Here is a 19,952-nt window from a genome sequence, read left to right as displayed (position 1 = left end):
AGGACTCCCTCTGCGTACCCGCTGCAACAACGGTCGACGCGGCATGCAGTAAGTCTCATAAACATCGCGTGACGATTCATCCCGGCGCTACGCAAAACCGAGCTGATAAAACCAGAAGCGGCCCCTCCTGCACGAGACCGCTACCGTGAATAAACTGCCTTCTACTGCCACCGCTGGCACCTGGTTCTGGGTCGGCAAGCTCACGCCACCGTTGACCTTGTTAACTTCGCTACCTCGAGAGTCGCTGCTCGAATCCCTTCAACGGCGTCTCAAAGGCCCGTTGATCCTGGTGGTTGCACCTGCGGGTTTCGGGAAAACCACATTGATGATGCAGTGGCGGCAAACCCTGCTCTCGACGACGAGCCCAGGCATCGTTGCCTGGCTGTCACTGGATGAAGCCGACAGCGACCCCAACCGCTTCCTGTCTTACTTGATCCTAACGTTAGAACGGGCCGGCCTGGACCTGGGGCATCTGTCGCGACTCGCACAATCCCAGGCGTTGGACGCACAACCGCAACGCACACTCACCGCCCTGCTCCATGCACTTGCCCGGGATAATCGTCGGGTCACGCTATTTCTTGACGACTACCACTGCGCGGCCAACCCACAACTCGATGCACTCGTGCAGGCGCTGTTGGAACAGGCGGCACCGTGGCTTGAATGGGTGGTGTCCACACGCGTGCGTCCGAGCTGGCCACTCGCGCTGTGGAAAGCCAATGGCTGGGTAAACGAGGTGTCTGCACAGGCACTGATATTCTCGGAGGCGCAAACCGCTGCCATCCTGGGGCCTGATGTCCTGCCGGCCGAGCTCGAACACCTGCACCAAACCACTGAAGGCTGGCCGGTAGCTGTACAGCTGGCTCGTTTGTGGCGGGCCAGCGGCGACGCTTCGCTGTACGGGCTCACTGCGTTTTCCGGCCGGGTCACCGATATTGCCGACTACCTCACCGGGCAAGTGGTTCAGCGCTTGCCTCAGGAATGCCAGGCGTTCCTGCGCGACATGGCGCTGCTGGAGCGCTTCAACGCTGAATTGGCCGATGCAGTGCGCGGGCGTAACGACAGTGCGCAATTACTGGTGCAGTTGGCTCATCTTGACGCCCTTCTGGTGCCTTTGGACGCAGGCCGCCATTGGTTCCGCCATCATCGGCTGCTGCAGGATTTTCTCAACCAAGGCATCGATGCCAGCGCAGCACGGGATATCTACTGCGCGGCAGCCCTGTGGCTGGCAGATGAGAAGGACTGGGCGCAAGCAATCGCTTATGCCTTGCGCGCCCGCGACACTCGGCTGGCAGTAACGCTGGTGGTGCGCGCCGGCAGTTGGGAAGTGGTGCTGTATAACGGCATTCGCTATGCCCAAAGCCTGCTGCAACTGTTTGATGAGAAGACCCTCGGTACAGAACCGGACCTGCTGCTGCTCCAGGCCTACTTGCATGCCAAGCTCGGCGAACATGCCCTCGCCAGCCAACTGCTCAACCTGGTCCAGGATCGTGTGCAAGAGGATCCGCGCCTGTCGCGAGACTTTCATATCATCCAGACCTTGGCCTGTGCCTATGTTGATTGCTTCGATGTCCCTACCTCATCTGGCGCGACAGGCAGTAACTTGCTCGCCGAGGGCACGCTGGAGTGTGTCCATGCCCTGCAGGCGCTGACTCAGGGCCAACTGACATCTGCGTTGCGGATTATTCGTTCGGCCCATATCAAGATGCGCCTGGTTGCCAGCCCACGTGGCGAAAATTATTGCCGGGTCCATGAAGCGCAAATTGTTGCGCTGACGGGCGATATACCCGCCTTCGCTCATCTGGTTAAGAGCGCGTTGGCCGTTGCCGATCGCGATTTTGGCACTGAAAGCTCAGTGCGGGCACTGGTGGGATGCCTCAAAGCGCAGCATCTGTATTGGCAAGGTGCCTGGGCCGAGGCCACACCTTGGTTTCGCGACGGCTGGGCCTCGCTCAAACACACCGATGGCTGGCTGGACATCGCTGCCGTCACCGCCGAGGTGGCGTGGCGAACGTCCCTGCGTACCCTCGGCCTACAGCCGGCGTTGCTTGAGCTTGAGCACGTCACCCAACTGGCCGACGCACGTCATTGGGAGCGGCTGGCACGCTTGGTCAGCGCCTGGCGCGTCGACCTGTTGGTGCAAGCTGGCTCATTGAGCCAAGCCCGCCAGGCAGCGCTCGCAGCGAACCTTGAACGTGCCGCGGACAACCCCGACGACTGGCGCAACCAGGAGGCCGCAATAGTGGCGTTGGCGCGGCTGCAGTTCGCCACGGGAGCCTCAGGCGCTGCGCTCAACCGCCTGCTGCAGGGCGCGCGCGCACTGCAGGAACGTGGCTTACAGTTCCCGGCATGGCGCCTTCAGATCCTGACCCTCACTGCTTTTGGCAAAGGCTTTCCACTGACGCAAGACGTCATCCTGGTCTCGGTTCCTGCACAGGTATTACCCGGCCTGCTGTTGGAGGCTGGGCCCGGTGTGCTGCCCGCGCTGGAGTCCTGCGCCGAAAGCAACGGCAGCCTACCTGCGATCATCACACGTCTGCGCGGATGGCGTGCTCATCCGGTTCGCCCGCGCTTGCCCTTCAGCCCTAAGGAAATGCAGATCCTCACCCTGCTGGCCGAAGGTCAATCGAACAAGGCCATTGCCCAAGGCATGGACATTTCGGAAAACACCGTGAAATTCCACCTCAAGCACATCTTTGCCAAGCTCTGCGTGGATAACCGCACTGCGGCAATCGCGGCCACCTTGCGCCTTGGTTTGTGGACCCCCTCCCCCGACCCATCAACCTACCCGTGTGGGTAGCGGATAACCCCTGATCATCCCGACCTACCCGCGCTGCCGATGGCTACCGCCGGGCAACGCCTTCTAGGATTGCTCCCACCCCAGCGAGAGGTGCTCCGCTGGCTCCGACAACGATAAAAGCAGGAGATGTCCAGTGGGTATGCACGGCAAAAAAACAGTACGTGTGGCCACCGACGTCGGTGGAACCTTCACCGACCTGGTGTACTTCGAAAGCGATCCAGCCACTGGCGAGCAGACGATTCGCACCGCCAAAGTGGATACCACTCCCCTACACTTTGCCCAAGGCGTACTGAACGTCATCCGCAAAGCCGACGTCAGCCTGGAAACCGTCGATTTCCTGGCTCATGGCACCACCGTAGTGATCAATGCCTTGACCGAGCGTAGGGGCGTAAAAACCGGGCTGATCACGACCCAGGGCTTTCGCGATGTACTGGAAATTGCCCGCGCCAATCGCCCGGATTACTTCAATCTGAAATGGGTCAAGCCTGTCCCATTTGTACCGCGCTATTTGCGTCGCGAAGTAGCAGGCCGCCTCCATACCAATGGCCAGGAGCGCCAACCGCTGGAGCTTGCGCACGTTGCCGAGATCATCGAGGCCTTCCGTGCTGACAACGTACAAGCTATCGCCATTTGTTTACTGCACGCCTACGCCAACCCGGCCCATGAGCAAGCGGTATTGGCTGAAGTACGCAGGCTCTGGCCAGACGTTTCAGCGGTGGCTTCCCATCAGATCACTCGAGAATGGCGAGAGTACGAACGGTCGAGTACCACTGTACTGTCGGCCTATGTACAACCCATTGCCGCACGTTACCTGGACGACTTGGCCAGCGGTTTGCGCGACGCTGGTTACAAGGCCCCCTTGTACATCATGCAGTCTAACTGCGGTGTGGACAGCGTGGAGCATGCGCGAGAAATCCCGATCACCATGGTCGAATCCGGGCCCGCCAGCGGCTTCTGGGCCGCGGCTGAACTGGGGCGCCTGATAGACGAGCCCAACGTGTTGGGCCTCGACATTGGTGGCACGACGGCCAAATGTGCACTGATCCGAAATGGGCAGGTGTCGATCAAGACCGATTACTGGATTGAGCGTAACCGGATCAACGCGGGTTATCCGATCATGGTGCCGGTAGTGGACTTGGTCGAAATCGGCAACGGCGGTGGTTCCATCGCCTGGGTCGACGACTTCGAAAAACTACATGTCGGCCCTCGGTCCGCTGGCGCCGTGCCCGGGCCCGCAGCCTATGGCAATGGTGGGACGCAGATCACCACCACCGACGCCAATCTCAGGCTTGGGCGTATCAACCCGGACTATTTTTGCGGCGGTAACGTGGTGGCTGACTTAGCTAGCGTTTCCGTGGGGCTGGACGCCCTTGGCCAGCGCCTGCACTTGACTGCGGATGAGGTCGCACGGGGCATCGTGCGCCTGGCCAACGACAGCATGGTCAACGCATTGAAGCTGGTGTCGTTGAGCCGTGGTCACGACCCACGGGAGCTGACCTTGATGGCGTTTGGCGGTGGTGGCGCGATGCATGCCGTGGCCCTGGCCCAGGAACTGGGTGTGAAAAAAGTCATCGTGCCACGCAACGCTTCGGTGTTTTCAGCTTGGGGCATGACCCTTTCAGACCTGCGCCGCGACCTGTTCATCAACCGCTTCGTGGAAACGTCGCATTCACACAACCTTGAACAAACCCAGTTGTTCCTTGCAGAACTGATGTGTTCCGCCCGCGAACAATTTGTGGCGGAGGCAGTCCCCCCACAGCAGGTTGAGCTGCAGGTGCATTGCAAGCTGCGCTACCAGAATCAGGAACACTCGGTGGAAGTACTGCTCAACCCAGGCGAGCGCCTGGACGCGGACTGGGCTGCAATCGAACAACGCTTCCAGAGTCTCTACGAACAGCACTACACCTACCGCCTGCAAGCGCCGTTGGAAATCATTGGTTTTCACCTGGTGGCGGTTGCCCAAATCGGCAAGTTGACGCCCCAGGCACTCCCGATTAGCGGTCGACGAGTTAATGAGGCCTGTAAGGGGACGCGACGCGTGGATTACGCCCAGGACGGCATCCACGAGGCGAGCCTTTATGACTACGACTTGCTTGAGCCACTGATGACGTTTTTTGGCCCGGCCATCGTTGAAGATACCGGTACCACAGTAGTGGTTCACCCCGGTAACCGCGTACACGTGGACCGCCTTGGCAACCTGCACATCATGATCAACGGATAAAGGAGCGCTGCCATGACTACCCTCGATATCTTTACCCGCGACATCATCCAGAACTCGCTCCAGGCGATTGCCGACGAAATGTTCACCGCAATGCGCAATGCCGCAATGAGCCCGGTGATTTATGAAGTGCTGGACATGGGTACGGGGATTACCGACGCCCAGGGCGAGATCGCCAGTTCGGGTGCTGGTATTCCGGCCTTTGTCGGCGTGCTGGACAAAGCGGTGAAGAAAATTCTGCTGCACCATCCGTTGCCGCAGGACATTGAAGACGGCGACGTGTTCATCAGCAACGACCCCCATGATGGAGCCGTGACCCACCTTAACGATGTGGTGCTGGCCATGCCCGTGTTCGCCAGCGGCAAACTGGTCGCCTGGACCGCCAATATCGCGCACTGGAACGATGTTGGCGGCAGAGTACCCGGTTCGTTATCGACGGATGCCACGGATATTTTCCAGGAAGGTTTGCGCCTGGCCTCGGTGAAGCTGATCAGCAGGGGCCATCCGATCCGCTCGGTGTTGCAAATTCTGCGCACCAACACACGTATGCCGGACTTTATGGAAGGTGACTTGTGGGCCGGTGTAGCGGCAGTACGGGGTGGCGCAACGCGCTTGCGTGAGCTGACGGAAAAATACGGAAGCAGTGTGTTTTTGCAAGCGATGAATGACTTCATGGACCTGGGCGAAAAAGTCTCGCTCAAAGCGCTAGCCGGGTTGCCCACCGGGCAGTTCAACCTGGAAGAACTGCAAGATGATGGCAGCCTGTTCAAGGTACGGATCGACATACGCAATACCGAATTGCTGATCGACCTGCGAGACAACCCGGACCAATGCCTCGGGCCCACCAACCTGAGCCGTGACGGTGCGGTGGTCGCCGCGCAAATGGCGTTCAAGGCACTGACTGCACCACAAGGCATCACCAATGGCGGCACGTTTCGCCCACTGCGTGTGCTAACGCGTCCAGGCTCACTGTTTGACGCCCAACTGCCCGCCGCTGAAGGTTTCTACTTCGAGAACCTGATTCGGGTGCAGGACCTGATCCTGTGCTGCCTCGCACAGCAATTTCCAGAACGTTTGCCTGCCGGCAATTTTGCCTCGGTGTGCGCAACGATCATTGGCGGTATTCACCCGGATACCGGGCGCATGTTCACCCTAGTGGAGCCGGAAATCGGTGGCTGGGGTGCAGAGCCCGGACGCGACGGCAACAATGCTGTTTATTCCGGGCTACATGGCGAGACCTACAACTGCCCCGTTGAGGTCTGCGAGGCCCGCTACGGGCTGTATGTCGAACAACTGACGCTCAATGACGAACCCGGTGGCCATGGCCAGTATCGGGGCGGCCGCGGTGTCTGTATCGACTATCGCATTCGCGCTGACGGCAGCTTCATGACGTGCGGCTACACCCGATCAGTCATTCCACCTTGGGGCCTGGAACAAGGCGCCGAAGGCACGCCCAATTATGTGGAAGTCATCCGAAATGATGGCGAACGCCAACGCTACAGCATGGCCAGCGGCGTCCCGCTGAATGCCGGTGACCTGGTTCGGGTGCGCACAGGGGCTGGCGGGGGTTACGGCCCGGCAAGCCAACGCGATCCCGCTGCGGTACGTGAAGACGTGAAGAACGGCTACGTGGACGCCACGACCGCACGTACGGTGTATGGCCTGACGTTCTGACCTCGCCGCAACACCTTTAAGAAGAACAACAAAAAAGAGAGCATCACCATGAAACTTCAGCACTCATCTCGTTTATGGGTAGGGCCCGCGTTTGCCTTGATTTTGGGGGTTGCCCCCACAGCGCATGGCGATCAATTCATCGGTTTTGCCCAGCCAGGGGAACCCGGCAAGTGGGCCCTGGAATCCTTCCCTGTATTCAATCGCACCAGCAATGGCGACGTGCGGGCCGGTAGCAACACGGTGCTCGCGTACTTCTCCGAAACCGGTATCACCGGAACGCAGCGCGACCAGGTGCAATTCTGGGTCGGTGCAGACGCCGGCTACACCGCCAGCAATGGGTCGCGCAACAACGGCGACTGGGATGTGGCTTCGCCTAATTTGGGCCTGGCTTATTACTACAACGTGGTCGAACCCACCAGCGCCTACGGTGCTGACGATTTCACCACGTTTTGGGTCAACCCCACGCTATCCCTGGAGTTTCCCAACGGAAACGATGAGGGCACCGGTTATGGCGCATTTGCCAATCGTTACGGCGCCAGTTTCAGCGTCGCCAACTATCTGCGGGTAGGGCGTTTTGCCGCCACCTTTACACCGGCGGGCATCCACTACGCCTCTCGCAATCGCCATTCAACCGACCTGGGCAATGGGGACCCGGTAAAACTTCGCGGCGGTATCAGTTTTTGGCTCGCGGACATTGCCGCAGGCTACCTGGTAACCGACGACCTATGGCTCGGCGTGCATCACTCCTACCACATCAACAATCGCTCGGCCTCGGACTTCAAAGAATCGCGTCAAGGCAAGCTCGGCCCGGCGATGACCTACACCGGGTTCGCCAAACAGAAGTTCTACGTGTCGGCAAACCTGAACTTCGATTACTACCACAGCGACAACCTGCCCTATTCCAATAGCTTGACCATGGCCCTGGTGAAGTTTTTCTAAGGCCGTTCACTTCATCTGTCGAGGAATATGCATGAACCCTTCACCTTTCAACATCGCACCACAAGACATCTCGGTCACCGTGCGCTGGCTCAACCCCATTGGCTGCCCGACGTTCGACGAACCCATTGCCCATCTGTTGCATAGCATCAAACTACCTTCGACCCAGGTTGAAGTGGTGTCGTTTGACATGCCCCACAGTCCCTCGCACCTGGAATACCGTGCCTACGAGGCGCTCACCCATGAACGTACCGTGCACATTGCGCGAGACAGCGCACGCGCAGGTGTCGATGCCTTGGTGATTGGCTGTTTTTACGATCCAACGCTTGAGGACGCCCGGGAAATTTCCGGGGAGACCCTGGTAGTAGGACCGTGCCAGGCAAGCCTGCAGGTGGTGGAGCAGTTGGCCAACCGTTTTTCAATCATCGTCGGGCGTACCAAGTGGATGGAGCAGATGCGCGCACGTGTTCAAGGCTACGGCGCAGCTGACAGATTGGCGTCACTAAGGCCGCTGGGCATGGGCGTGGACGAGTTTCAGTTGGACCATGCCGTCACCCGTCGCAGGATCATCGAGCAGGCCCATCGCGCCGTGGAGGATGACGGTGCCGAAGCCATCATCCTCGGCTGCACCATCGAATTCGGCTTTTTCGAGGAGGTACAGCGAGAAGTCGGAGTGCCAGTGATTGACCCAGTGGTGGCCGCGTTCAAAGTCGCAGAATCCATGGCTGGCATGAAGCGCAGGTTTGGTTGGCGCCCTAGCAGAGTCGGCAGCTGTGAACCGCCACCGGAAGCCGAAATCGAGCGATTCGGTTTGTTCCAAAGCCCGGTGCCAATTGGCAATCGTGTCACAGCCTGACTTTGAAAGGATTGCGATCATGAGTGATACACCTCCAATGCTCCACCCTGCCCACTCGGAACCGGATGCCGAGGGGCGCACCCGCAAGGTGGGTGATCTCTTCAGAGACGTCCCCCTTACCCGCGCCCATTTACAGTGCTGCCTGGTGTTGTTCTTTGTCTTTGCGATTGAAGCGTGGGAGATGATGATCATCGTCTACACCGCGCCATTGATTGCCGCTGAGTTTGCCCTGGATGCACTGGCCGTGGGTCACCTGATCAGCGCAATGTTTATCGGCATGCTCTTGGGGGCATTGGGCTGGGGCAGACTTGCCGAACGATTTGGCCGCAAGCGGGCGATTGTCTGGAGCCTAGGCGCTTACGGACTGATTTCCATGGCCAGCGCGTTTGCACCTGACTACTCGACCCTTTATGCGTTGCGGCTGCTTTCCGGAATTGCGGCGGTGGGCATGATGGTGGTGACGTTCGCACACTTTCAGGAGCTGTTACCGGTCAGTCAACGGGGCGCGTTGACGGTCTATCTAGCCGCTGGCTGGCCTATAGGCATGCTGCTCGCCTTGGGCGCCACGGTATGGCTGCTGCCCTACGGTTGGCGCGCAATCATTGTGTTGAGCTCACTCGGCGGGTTATGGGCGATAGCCGTGGCGCGTTGGGTGCCGGAGTCGCCCTATTGGCTCGCCTCAGTAGGGCGCCAGGCAGAAGCCAGGCGAACGATCTGCACGTTGAGCGATGGCGCGGTGCACGTGTCTGATGAATGCACGTTGACGGTGGATCGCAGTGTGTCGGGCCGTCAGCGTGAGCTATTCAGCTGTGCATGGCTCAAGATCAGTGCGCTGCAAATCACCGTCAATTTCACTTTCTCCTGGGGTTATTGGGGTTTGCAGACTTGGTTACCGACGCTGTTGCAACAGCGCGGTTTGAGCCTGCCCCAAAGCTATGGTTTTATCGCGCTGTCAGCCCTGTGCATGATCCCGGGCTACATGGCTGCGTCGTATTTGACGGGACGCTTTGGACGCAAAAAAGTCGTCGTGGGCTTTATCAGCGCCTCTGTACTGGCTGGCTATGGGTTTGCCAATGCCCACACGCTGGAAATGCTCTATCTGAGCAACTTCGCCTTGGCGTTTTTCAGTCTTGGCGCTTGGGGCGTATGGGGTGCCTGGATTGGAGAGCTCTACCCTACCCCGCTACGCACCGTCGGTTACGGCTGGGCGATTTTTGCCCAGCGCATCGCGAACGTACTCGCTCCGTCGCTCATTGGCGCCCTGATTGCTTATGGTTCGTCGTTTAACCTGACGACCACCATCATCAACGTGTTTTTGCTCGTGACGGTGATTGTAGTGGTGTTCATTCCTGAAACGGAGGGCAAGGCATTGCGCTGAGACTGGCCCGCTTGCGCGACAAATCCAACCGTTTCCAGCGTACACCCCTGGCAGTCGCAGACCGAAAACCCAGGCCGAATGGGACGCGGCGTACTCAAGCGCTCCGTGCAGGGCACGCGATGTCTGTCGCGAGCCCTGCGTTCTCTACGAAAATGGAGTTTTCATGAACAGTAAATCGTTACCCGCCACTTTGGTGTTCCCCATGCAGCGCGGACCTTTCCAAAACAATGGTGCTTCGCCCTGGTATTGCACGATAGCGCTTGGAACCCCTGCCCAATCGCTCAAGTTCTCACTCGATTCGGGTACGAACATGAGCTGGATCACTTCGACACTTTGCACCGCCGATGAATGCACACACTTCGCCGGTGGACGTTTTGATATCGAGGCGTCCAGTACCTTTACCTATACCGACTGCCTGCGTCGGCCCTACAGCTTTGGACCCTGGGGCACAATGCAAGTCGAGTCAGCCTCGGACGTCCTGACGACACCTGCTGGTGCGCGCCTAGATACCCAACTATTCCTAGCGGCAGCGTACGCTGGCGAGCAATTCAGGCAGTTGGATTGGGATGGAGGCCTTGGCCTGCCATGCAGCAGTGCTTATGTGGAGGGTCGCAGTTCCTTCGTGCTCCAGACGTTGATGCGTGACGGGCAACTGGACCCTGCTCATCCGTTTGTAGCGTTTGACTGGGATGCCGGCAAACGCAACGGCACTTGCCAAATGGGCGCTGTCGACCCATCAAAAACCCAGGGCTCCCACCTCTTCTTGCCCTGGTCTGTCTACAGCACGCTGCCCGGTGTGGAGTACATCTGGTCGACCGACTTAAAGTCCTATTCGATAGGCGAAGAAACACTGGCGACCGATATCAAGTTTGCTCTCGACTCGGGCTCATCGCAGTTCAAGGGTGACGACACGTTGATGCGCCAAACCCTGGCCCGGATTGCGGCGGGCGGACGACCCGATATCGTGTTGGGTTTTTCGGACGGTGAACTCACTCTGGGTGCTGACCTCTACAACACCCTGATAGAGGAAGGCCCTCAAAAAGGCCAGACGCTGCCTCAATTCGCACCGCTGGGCCTAAAGGACCTGGCGCTGGTGGGGTCATTGGTGATGGAGCATTGCTACACCGTGTATGAATACCAAGTGGTGAAGTGCAACAGCGAGGTGTATTCGTTGGCACCCGTGGGTATCTGGCTATTCAATCGCCCTGATGGACCACAGATCATCACTCGATCATCGTCAAAACTGTTTGTGCCGGGCACAAGAGCAGTACTGAGTGGAAGCGTCAGCCTGCCAGGCCCTAATGTTCAAAGCGCGTGTGTCGCGGGCACCTGGACGAATGACTACGGTTCGGTGATGACGTTGGAAGTGACCGGGCAGCAGGTCAACGGCCGCTATCAATCCTCTACCGGATCAACCGGCCATTACTTGATCACAGGTTGCCTGATGGGCGCAGGGGCTTCCCGCACAAGGAACCAACCACTGGCGCTGGCTATTAATTGGCATGACCTTGGCGACTCAAAACAAGACCCCAGTTGGAATTGGGTCTCCGGCTTGAGCGGACAGCTAAGCATCACAGACCAAGGCGATGCGCTGACACTGTCCCACCTGCTGGTTGCAACCAGCGACTTCCCTGAACTCGCCAACCGAGGGAGCTATATCGACAAGTTGGTGTATCGACGGATTAAAAAACAATCACTACTGACGCCCAGCGTCGACAACCAACCTCTGCCAATTGAGAGCGCACTCGCGGGCAGATGGGTCACAAGCGATGGGCACTCTTTAGTCTTGAATGTGTACAGCGATAGCAAACGGCAAGTGGGTAGTGTGCGAGGTACTTTCACCTGCGTTGGCACGCGCTGCGAGTTAACGGGATTCACGGATATCAATGCGGTAGGCAGCAAGCTCACACGTCAATCCGTAAGCCTCGTCTTTGCCGATACGGCTAAAGCAACCGTGAGCACATTGTGTGGCGTATTGGATTTGATGGGTGACACGCTTAGCCTGCTGGTACTCGCCAGCTCTGCCGTTGCGCCTGCACATGCCTACTTGGCAACACAGGTTTCATCACTGAGTTTCAACCGGGCTGAATGACCAGTCCTGTGCTCTCGGTCGTAGCGCTGGCGATGGAGGCGGTAAAGGTGATGAGTTTCGTACCTGACCCTCCGCCATTGCAGCAAGACTTGCCACACCATTGTGTAGTGAGCGGGCTTGTTAAATTATCGCACCGCCCAGCCGGGTATCGAAGCCGCCCAGAAACCAGGCACATTATTGGGGCGGCTTCGCCACCCAGCGCGGGACAAGCCCGCTCACTACAGATTGCACTTGTGCCTCCGATAGATGTGTAGATGCCTATGGCCATCGCAAGCAAGCCAGCTCACACATTGGAACTTCACCGGGCGCGGTACGGGTATAAACACCGATCCCCTGTGATTGGCTACTTCACCAACCGCTTCTCCTTCGAGGGGCGATATCCGAAATATGAGCTGTAGCACTTGCTGAAATGACTCGGCGACACAAAACCGCATGCCACCAACACTTCCACCTGGGACAACTCCGTGTGCTGCAGCAACCGCCGGGCCTCGGTGACGCGCAGTTCCATGTAGTAGCGCTGCGGCGTGGTGCCCAGTTGTTCCTTGAACAGCCGTTCGAGTTGGCGGCGCGAGCGGCCGGCGTAGACCGCAAGTTGGTCCAGTTCCAGGGGCTCTTCAAGGTTGGCGTCCATCAGCTTGACCACTTCACGCAAGGGCGCGCTGACGCTGACGTTTTCGGTGGGCTTGATGCGCCGGTAGCGCGACTCTTCAAACGCCAAAATATCTTCGATGCCCTCGACCAGGGCTTTGCCGTGCAGGCTCTTGATCCAGTCCAGGGCCATGTGGAACGCGCCCGAAGGGCTTGAGGCGGTCAGCCGGTCGCGATCGATAACGTAAGGTTCGCTGGTGACCTGGGCGGCCTTGGACACTTCCGCCAACGCCGGGCGATGTTCGGGATGGATGGCGCAGCGGTAGTCTTGCAGCAGGCCGGCGCGGCCGAGGAACCATGAGCCGTTCCACAAGCCGGCCAGGCTGATGCCGTGTTCGGCAGCGCTGCGCAGCAAGTGGATGAAGTCTTCGCCGGCCTTGAGTTCGGTACGGAAACCACCGCAGATCACCAGCAGGTCAAGGTCTTGCAGCGCCGTGATGTCGAGGCGCGCATCGGGCCGGATGACCAGGCCCAGGTCGCTGATCACTTCACCGTCGCCACAACCGAAGGTGCGTGTGGCAAACAGGTCGGGGCGCAACAGGTTGGCGGTAATGAGGGTGTCGAGGGTCTGGGTGAATGCCGGCAGGGAAAAGTGTTCGAGCAGCAAGAAGCCGACGCGGGTAACTGACGTCGGCTGCTGGGTTTCGTTGAGGTAGCGCAGGTTCTTACCCTTCATGCCACCGCTGAATTGACGTCTTTCCATCGAGGGTCAGCCCACTTTTATTGTTGATGCAGTGGGCGCCATCTTAGAGGATTGGCGCCCCGAATCGGCGAAATCGTGGCATCCAGTGATCCAGGATCTGCGCGGAGGCGAGGATATGGTGCGCGTGCCCGATCAGCAACCGGCGCGGCACAAAGCCGATGTACCGCGAATCAGCGCTGTTGTCGCGGTTGTCCCCCAGCATGAAGTAATTGTCGGCAGGCACCACCACTGGGCCGAAGTCGCGCATTGCACGTACCTGCGGCATGATTTGCACCGTGCGCTGGCTGGACGCGGCCTGCTCGGTCAGCTTGATCGCGGGGATGAATTGGCCTGGCGCCACGCGCTCGCTGAAGGATTGCGCGTCGGCGTAGCTGGCCGGCACGCCGTTGACCCACAACACCTCGTCCTTCATTTGCAGCGTGTCACCTGGGATGCCGACGATGCGCTTGATCAGGCGCACACCGTCCTTGGGCGAGGTAAAGGTCACCACATCGCCGCGTTGCGGGTTATCCAGCTTGACCAGCGAAATATCGGTGAGGGGTAGCTTGAGGTCATAGGCCACGCGGTTCACCAACACCACATCCCCCTCGACCAGGGTCGGGCGCATGGAGCCGGACGGAATAGGGTTCCAGTCGGCCAGGGACGTTCGGAACATGCCGAAGCACAGCCAGAAGATAATGACGTAACGGTATTTGCTCAACCAACGTTGCATATGTCCTCGCACGACGAAAGCGGCCTGAAGCCTGATGCTATTTCTCACTGTTGCGTAGGAAGATTACAGGTTGTCGGGCGCCATACAACGACTAAAACACCGCCCACCTGGCTGATCTTTAGAAACCCGGTCCAACGCGCAACCCTTGGTACAGCAGTCACAGCTACATCTGATACGGTTTTTTGAGTGTTATCTGCGCCTGTACCGAAATCTGCACTGCGCGGACAATAGCGTCATGCCCGACACGCTTGTCGAGTGCGACAGGAATGTCCCTGTCGCTCCCCTTCCCTTCGGAGGCCTTATGACCAAGATGGCACTTTTCCTGTTCGGCTTTTTGGTATTGACCATCGGCATCGGCCTGCTGGCAACCATTTCGCCGGTCTGACACTTAGCTCGCAAACAACATCGGATACAGCGACAGCACCAGCAAGCCGGCCATCGACCAGTTGAACAGCCGCAGCCAGCGCGGTTCGCGCAATACATTGCGCAAGCCCGTGCCACAGCCAACCCATACGCACACGCTGGGCAAGTTCACCACTGCAAATACCAAGGCGATCACCAGCACGTTGGTGACGTAACCCTCGGCTGGCGTGTAGGTGGTGATGGCGCCCAGCGCCATGATCCACGCCTTGGGATTGACCCACTGGAACGCGGCCGCGCCAAGGAAGGTCATGGGTTTGCCATGCTCATCATTGCTATCGGACATTCCGCCCGCCGTCGCAATCTTCCACGCCAGGTACAGCAGGTACGCCGCGCCCACGTAGCGCAAGACCGTGTAGGCCCACGGAAACACCTTGAACACCTCGCCCAGGCCGAGCCCCACCGAAATCACCAACAACATGAACCCCACACTGATGCCTAGGGCGTGGGGCATCGAGCGGCGAAACCCGAAGTTCACCCCCGATGCGAGCAACATGGTGTTATTGGGGCCAGGCGTGATCGAGGACACGAAGGCGAACAGCACAAAAGCCGAAAGCAGGCTGGTAGACATGAACATGGTGCGGCATCCAAACAGGGTGAAGTGCCTGTGACAGTAGTGGGTTGCCGCCCCCGCCGCCCCGTACAGCTAAGCGCGGATCGAGGCGTACACTTTACGCAGTCCAGAAACGCCCGGCACAGCACTGCGGTGCGTTCGAAGCACGACGGATTTGGCTTATAACAGCGCGTCTCAGGCCAAGAGCCATTGGATTGCCTTCACTGATCGGTATACTCGCCCACTTAACTTGAATCTGTGCTGAACACATCACGAAAGGACGCACGATGAGCAACTACCTGGAACGGGCAATCACTGGCCTGCGCACGCTTGGCATCAACCTGCTGCAACCTGTCCAAGACGCCCCGGTGCTGGTCCTGCTCGACCGCGTCGCCCAGTACGACACCAGCAAAGTCACCGCCATCGCAGCGGTATTGCAACAGTCCACCGCGTTCAACAGCATGGTGCGCGAGCAGATTGAAGGCATGGATATTTCCGCACGCTTCATGGACATCACCCAACGCTTTACGTCGATCCGCGAAGACGCCGCCGCGATGGCCGGCTGGATGGACGACGGCCGCCTCGACACCCTGGAAAAACTCAAGCTGAGCTGGATGAACCTGCGCCGTGGCTCGATCCCCAGCCGGTTCAATGACATCCGCGACAACTACCTGCAGGTGTGCAAATCGGCCAACGACCAGATCGCCCGGGAAAGCGTGATCCTGGAGTCCTACATGGACTTTCGCATGGCCATGAAAGCCGCTGAAGTCGACGCCCAGCACGTGCTCAGCGTGGCAGCCCAGGCATTGGAGCAGCGCACGCTGGCGCTGAACGATGCCAACGCTCAGGTCACTGCCGCCGAGCAGCTTCAACCCGCGCAGCGTTCGGCCCTGGAACTGCGTCGCGACGAAGCCGTGCGCGCGCTGCAAGACGAGGACAAGCGCTACCAGATCGTCAAGGACATCGCCGACGACCTCAAGGTGGGCTACAACACTGCCGAAATGGTCTTTGCACGAATCAACCAGGTGCATGTGATCAAGGAGCGCCAATACCAGCGCATGGTGTCGTTCTTCTCCACCAATGAAGTGGTGCTCACCGGCCTGGCCGTGTCGTTCACCAGCAACAGTGGCCTGGCCGAAGCCACCCACACGCTCAACGCCACCACCGACGGCATCAGCAAAGGCCTTGAAGCCCTGGGCAGCACCGGCAACCAACAGTTGGAAGCCGCTGTAAAAGCCAGTTATGGCTCGACCATCAAGGTCGATTCGGTGCGCGCGCTGGCAGACGCCACCTTGAGTTTCCAGACCGACATGCATGGCCTGACCGAGACCTACCGCGTGGAATCGAGCAACGCTTCACGCGACATCGCCGACGCGGTCGAGGAGTCCAAACGCAAGTTTGCTGCCCTGCTGAGCAAGGCCGCCTGATGAGTAAAGTGCTGCTTAGCGAACAGCTCGGTGCCATGGCGCGGGTGGATGAACTGCGCCAACACCAGAACGAAGTAGACGAGTATCTGAGCCTGCCCCAGCGCCGCGCTGAAGTCGCCGCGCGTATCCGCGAGTACTACCAAAACAACGGCGTACAGTTCACTGATGCGCAGATCGACCAGGGTGTGCGCGAGTTTTTCGCCGGTCGGCTGGTGTTCGAGGCACCACCACTAGGGCCGCTTACGCGGTTGTGGAGCAAGGTGCTGCTCAACCGCAGCAAGGGTATTCGCTTGCTGCAGTACCTGGCGATTGCCGCGCTGGCGGTGCAATGCACGCGCGTGGTGTTGCAGGACAGCCAACACAAGCAAGCGACCCAAAGCGTTTCCGAAGCGGTGAAACCATGACGCCCGAAACCCTGATCGGCCTCGCCGAACGTAATTCGCGCAATGTCGAACTGATGAAACGCACCACCGAACAAGAGCTGTCCGACCTGACCTGGCAGCAACTGGCGCTCGAGCAAGATATCTCCACGCGCCTGGGCAGCATCGCGGCACTGCACCTGGAGCATGGCAACGCTGCCGACAGCCAGGTCAGCGTTGCCCTTCAAGCCCGTAAAGACGCCCGCGAACAGTTGGACCAGCAACTGCAAGCCGCCGAGCAACAGGTTGCCGATGCCTTGTCCGCCAAGCAGGCTGCACAGGCCCGCTACGAGGGTATCGACCAGCAAGCCCGTGAGCGGCTGGAGCAGGACGCGGAATATGCGCGGCAAGTCGCACAGCTCGACCAAACGCAGGCCGAACACCGCGAACACATCAGCGGCTACCTGGAGTTGCGCGAGGAATACGCGAAGAAACGCCCGACGTTCGACGTTGACCCGATCTACTGCTACCTGCGCAGCCATCGTTTTGGCACCGAGCACTACCAGCGCAACCGCCTGCATTTGGCGATGGACCGCTGGTTGGCCAAGCAAGTGAACTACGCGGCAAACCGCAAGAATGAACTGAGCCTGATCGCCATGGGCGAGCGCAACGAATCGCTGCAATTGGAGCGCCAAACGCTTATCGAACAGTTGAGTAGCAGCATCGACGCGCAGCTAAAGCAAGCGCGCGAACAGCTGGGCCTCACCGCATTGCACGGCGACGTTTGTGCCACCGAGGCGGCTATCGATACGGCGAAGGCTCGTGCCAATACCCTGCAAAAACAATTGGCCGACTATGCACTCAACCAAGACCCGCATTACCTGCGTACCCGCGAGCTGCTCACCGAACAGTTGAAGACCCGCAGCCTCGGTGAGCTGGTGGACCTCGCCAGCCAGACCCCGGATACCGCCGATGACCGAATCGTCGAGCAACTGCAAACCCTGCATGTTCGCCTGGTGAGCATGAAGGCGGACCAGGCGGCATTGAAACAGCATCAACAAGCGCTGCAAACCCGCTACGAGCGCGCCAAAGAACTGCAACGCAAGCTGCGCAACGAGGCGTTTACCGGCAGCGATGTCTACTTCGACCTGTCGACGGACTTCGAGGAGTTGATGGCGCGCTACATGGAAGGCGACGTGACGCTGGGACGGTTGATCGATGCGCTGAACCAGGCCCGTACGATCGTAAGGCGCAGCCAGGCGGCGGCGCAGCGTGGTTTCGTCAGCGCGACCACCACCTCGTACAGCTTCACCACGACCACCGTAACGGCTAGCAACGCAGCCGGGAAATCTGACGGCTTTTGAGTGCCGTGCCATTGGAGGGCTAGAACCATGAGGCTGTTTCGATACGTCGCTTTGACTGCCCTGCTCGGGCTGCCTTGCGCAGTGCTCGCGGAGCCGAAGGTACAAGTGGGTTTTTCACCCGAGGGGTCGGCACGCCAACTGGTACTGGACACCATCGGCAGCGCCAAAAGCAGCATCCAAATGCTCGCCTACGCGTTTCAGGCGCGTGACATCACTCAGGCGTTGGTGGAAGCCAGGCAGCGCGGTGTGGATGTAAAAGTGGTCATCGACAAAAGGCGCAACCTGGGCAAAGCCAGCAAGTCGGCGATGGATTTCGTGGCACGCAATGGCGTGCAACTGCGTACCAGCGACCATTTTCACTTGCAGCATGACAAGCTGATCATCGTCGATGGCAATACCGTGCAAACCGGTTCGTTCAATTACGCTCCGTCTGCCGAGACCGCCAACTCCGAGAATGTGCTGGTCATTCGTGACATGCCCGAAGTCGCCAGCCAATACGTTGCGCATTGGCAATCGCGCTGGGATCTGGGTGTGCCCTACAGTGTGATAAAGCGTTAATTTAACCGGAACGCTTTCACAAACCTTTCACAGACGCGGGCCTATGGTGGGCCCAGCTCCTAATGAACATCCCTTTAGCCCGCACTCCCCATTGCGGGCTTTCTTTTGCCCGCTATTTGTCGCGGGCAAAAAAAGAGGCAAGCCACTGCACGTGACTTGCCTCTTTTTTCCCTAATTAGTAGCGCGGGCCGCCACCGCCGCCAGGGCCACCGCCTTGTCCGTGCCCGCCACCACCACCACCACCACCACCCGGTGGTGGCATGAACATCCAGCAGCCCGACAAGGACGACAACAACGCGACAACAACCGCCGCCTTAGTTAGGTAATTCAACTTCATGACCACACTCTCTACTCAACGAGATTAACTTCTCGCTGGGTAAGACAGTACAAACTCAAGTGCGTCACGGCTTTCGTGTAACTTGATGGTAGGGTTTGTATGCATAACGGTACACCGTGCAACGTTTAAAACCGCGTTAGTGACCGTGCCCTAACGCTGATTGCGTAATTGCACCAGGCCTTCCAACGTGAAACGCGCCTGCGTCAGCACCACCTCGCGCACCAATTCCATCTCTTTCTCGCCGATCTGCGCCCAGTCCAGTGCGGCAAGCAACTTGGGCTTTTGCACGCGGAACGCCAACCCTTGGGTAAACAGCGCCATCGAGTGGATCACGGTGCGCTCATCTTGCACGGCAAAGCCCGACAACCGCGCAATCAACAACCGGATCACGCCGCTGATACGCGCCTTGAACCGCTCATCGAACGCCTTCGTCGCGCTTTCCGGGCATAACCCGGCCTGATGGCGGTCGAGGAACGCACGCCAGGCCGTCGCCTCCGGACTGTCCTGAATGGTCGACACCACCGTACCCAAAATGCCCAATGACGCCTCGATCAGGCTGTTGTCCTGGCAGTTGTCATCGGCCAGCGCGTGTTCGGCCGCCTCAACGCTAGGCGCCATCTTGCGCCACAGCAAAGTGATCAGGTGCTCGACACATTCCAGGTACACGCCTTCCTTGCCGTCGAAGTAATACTGGAGCGCGGGCGCGTTGACCCCGGCGGCGGTGGCGATATCGCGGGTGGATGCGCCGTCGTAGCCACGCTCGCCAAAGACCACAACGGCGGCCTCGATGATTCTCGCGCGGGTTTCTTCGCCGCGTTGGTATCCACCCTCGGCAGCGGGTTTATGTCGTGCCATGTGCAACTCCTTTCAGATCTCGGACCAAAATATACCAGTTGACAAAAATTCGCGAAAAAAGGAAT

17 protein-coding genes are annotated in these 19,952 nt (G+C 59.1%); 12 read left to right on the top strand and 5 right to left on the bottom strand.

Features of this window, described 5'->3' with window-relative positions; all coding sequences use genetic code 11:
• The first annotated feature begins 145 nt into the window (after positions 1-145).
• From HF257_RS18695 to HF257_RS18665, 7 genes are all read left to right on the top strand, one after another.
• Entirely contained in the window at positions 146-2,797 is a 2,652-nt protein-coding gene (locus HF257_RS18695) for a LuxR C-terminal-related transcriptional regulator (RefSeq protein WP_332872213.1), read from the top strand.
• A 139-nt stretch (positions 2,798-2,936) separates the two neighbouring features.
• The gene (locus tag HF257_RS18690) at positions 2,937-5,018 is read left to right on the top strand and encodes a hydantoinase/oxoprolinase family protein (protein WP_185705850.1); all 2,082 of its coding nucleotides are present in this window, start codon (positions 2,937-2,939) and stop codon (positions 5,016-5,018) included.
• A gap of 12 nt (positions 5,019-5,030) precedes the next feature.
• On the top strand, positions 5,031-6,689 hold the full coding sequence (locus HF257_RS18685; RefSeq protein WP_185705848.1) for a hydantoinase B/oxoprolinase family protein: 1,659 nt from the start codon (positions 5,031-5,033) through the stop codon (positions 6,687-6,689).
• A gap of 48 nt (positions 6,690-6,737) precedes the next feature.
• The gene (locus HF257_RS18680) at positions 6,738-7,628 is read left to right on the top strand and encodes a hypothetical protein (RefSeq protein WP_185705846.1); all 891 of its coding nucleotides are present in this window, start codon (positions 6,738-6,740) and stop codon (positions 7,626-7,628) included.
• Positions 7,629-7,659: 31 nt separating this feature from the next.
• Entirely contained in the window at positions 7,660-8,481 is an 822-nt protein-coding gene (locus HF257_RS18675; RefSeq protein WP_185705844.1) for an aspartate/glutamate racemase family protein, read from the top strand.
• 19 nt (positions 8,482-8,500) lie between these two features.
• On the top strand, positions 8,501-9,859 hold the full coding sequence (locus HF257_RS18670) for an MFS transporter (RefSeq protein WP_185705842.1): 1,359 nt from the start codon (positions 8,501-8,503) through the stop codon (positions 9,857-9,859).
• A 163-nt stretch (positions 9,860-10,022) separates the two neighbouring features.
• Complete coding sequence (locus tag HF257_RS18665) at positions 10,023-11,951, top strand: avidin/streptavidin family protein (protein ID WP_185705840.1); 1,929 nt, start codon at positions 10,023-10,025, stop codon at positions 11,949-11,951.
• A gap of 343 nt (positions 11,952-12,294) precedes the next feature.
• On the opposite strand, the gene HF257_RS18660 is transcribed toward HF257_RS18665, so the two are convergent.
• Both HF257_RS18660 and lepB read right to left on the bottom strand, forming a co-directional pair.
• Positions 12,295-13,275, bottom strand: a complete 981-nt coding sequence (locus HF257_RS18660; protein ID WP_185706326.1) for a GlxA family transcriptional regulator — start codon at positions 13,273-13,275, stop codon at positions 12,295-12,297.
• A 70-nt stretch (positions 13,276-13,345) separates the two neighbouring features.
• Entirely contained in the window at positions 13,346-14,014 is a 669-nt protein-coding gene (gene lepB, locus HF257_RS18655; RefSeq protein ID WP_185705838.1) for a signal peptidase I, read from the bottom strand.
• A 235-nt stretch (positions 14,015-14,249) separates the two neighbouring features.
• Here lepB and HF257_RS18650 point away from each other — a divergent pair, with 235 nt between their 5' ends.
• Positions 14,250-14,399, top strand: coding sequence for a hypothetical protein (locus tag HF257_RS18650; protein ID WP_185706347.1), 150 nt, complete (start codon positions 14,250-14,252; stop codon positions 14,397-14,399).
• A gap of 3 nt (positions 14,400-14,402) precedes the next feature.
• On the opposite strand, the gene HF257_RS18645 is transcribed toward HF257_RS18650, so the two are convergent.
• Positions 14,403-15,011, bottom strand: coding sequence for a LysE family translocator (locus HF257_RS18645; RefSeq protein ID WP_185705836.1), 609 nt, complete (start codon positions 15,009-15,011; stop codon positions 14,403-14,405).
• Between the two features lie 263 nt (positions 15,012-15,274).
• Between HF257_RS18645 and HF257_RS18640 the strand changes: the two genes are divergently transcribed.
• Genes HF257_RS18640 through HF257_RS18625 form a run of 4 tightly spaced genes read left to right on the top strand, consistent with a single transcriptional unit; the run spans position 15,275 to position 18,695 of the window.
• Positions 15,275-16,414, top strand: coding sequence for a merozoite surface protein 3b (locus HF257_RS18640; protein ID WP_185705834.1), 1,140 nt, complete (start codon positions 15,275-15,277; stop codon positions 16,412-16,414).
• Positions 16,414-16,818, top strand: a complete 405-nt coding sequence (locus HF257_RS18635) for a DUF6384 family protein (protein ID WP_185705832.1) — start codon at positions 16,414-16,416, stop codon at positions 16,816-16,818. Before HF257_RS18640 ends, HF257_RS18635 begins: the two co-directional genes overlap by 1 nt.
• On the top strand, positions 16,815-18,137 hold the full coding sequence (locus tag HF257_RS18630; protein WP_185705830.1) for a coiled-coil domain-containing protein: 1,323 nt from the start codon (positions 16,815-16,817) through the stop codon (positions 18,135-18,137). The genes HF257_RS18635 and HF257_RS18630 overlap by 4 nt, the downstream gene beginning before the upstream one ends.
• Before the next feature lie 27 nt (positions 18,138-18,164).
• Entirely contained in the window at positions 18,165-18,695 is a 531-nt protein-coding gene (locus HF257_RS18625) for a phospholipase D family nuclease (protein WP_185705828.1), read from the top strand.
• A gap of 175 nt (positions 18,696-18,870) precedes the next feature.
• Here HF257_RS18625 and HF257_RS18620 read toward each other — a convergent pair whose 3' ends face one another.
• Together HF257_RS18620 and HF257_RS18615 are read right to left on the bottom strand one after the other, a co-directional pair.
• Entirely contained in the window at positions 18,871-19,032 is a 162-nt protein-coding gene (locus HF257_RS18620; RefSeq protein WP_185712108.1) for a hypothetical protein, read from the bottom strand.
• A 150-nt stretch (positions 19,033-19,182) separates the two neighbouring features.
• Positions 19,183-19,887 (bottom strand): CerR family C-terminal domain-containing protein, encoded by a 705-nt coding sequence (locus HF257_RS18615; RefSeq protein ID WP_185705824.1) that lies wholly within the window; start codon positions 19,885-19,887, stop codon positions 19,183-19,185.
• Positions 19,888-19,952: the final 65 nt, after the last annotated feature.

This window comes from Pseudomonas cremoris (assembly GCF_014230465.1).
This window is presented reverse-complemented; position numbering and strand designations above follow the sequence as displayed.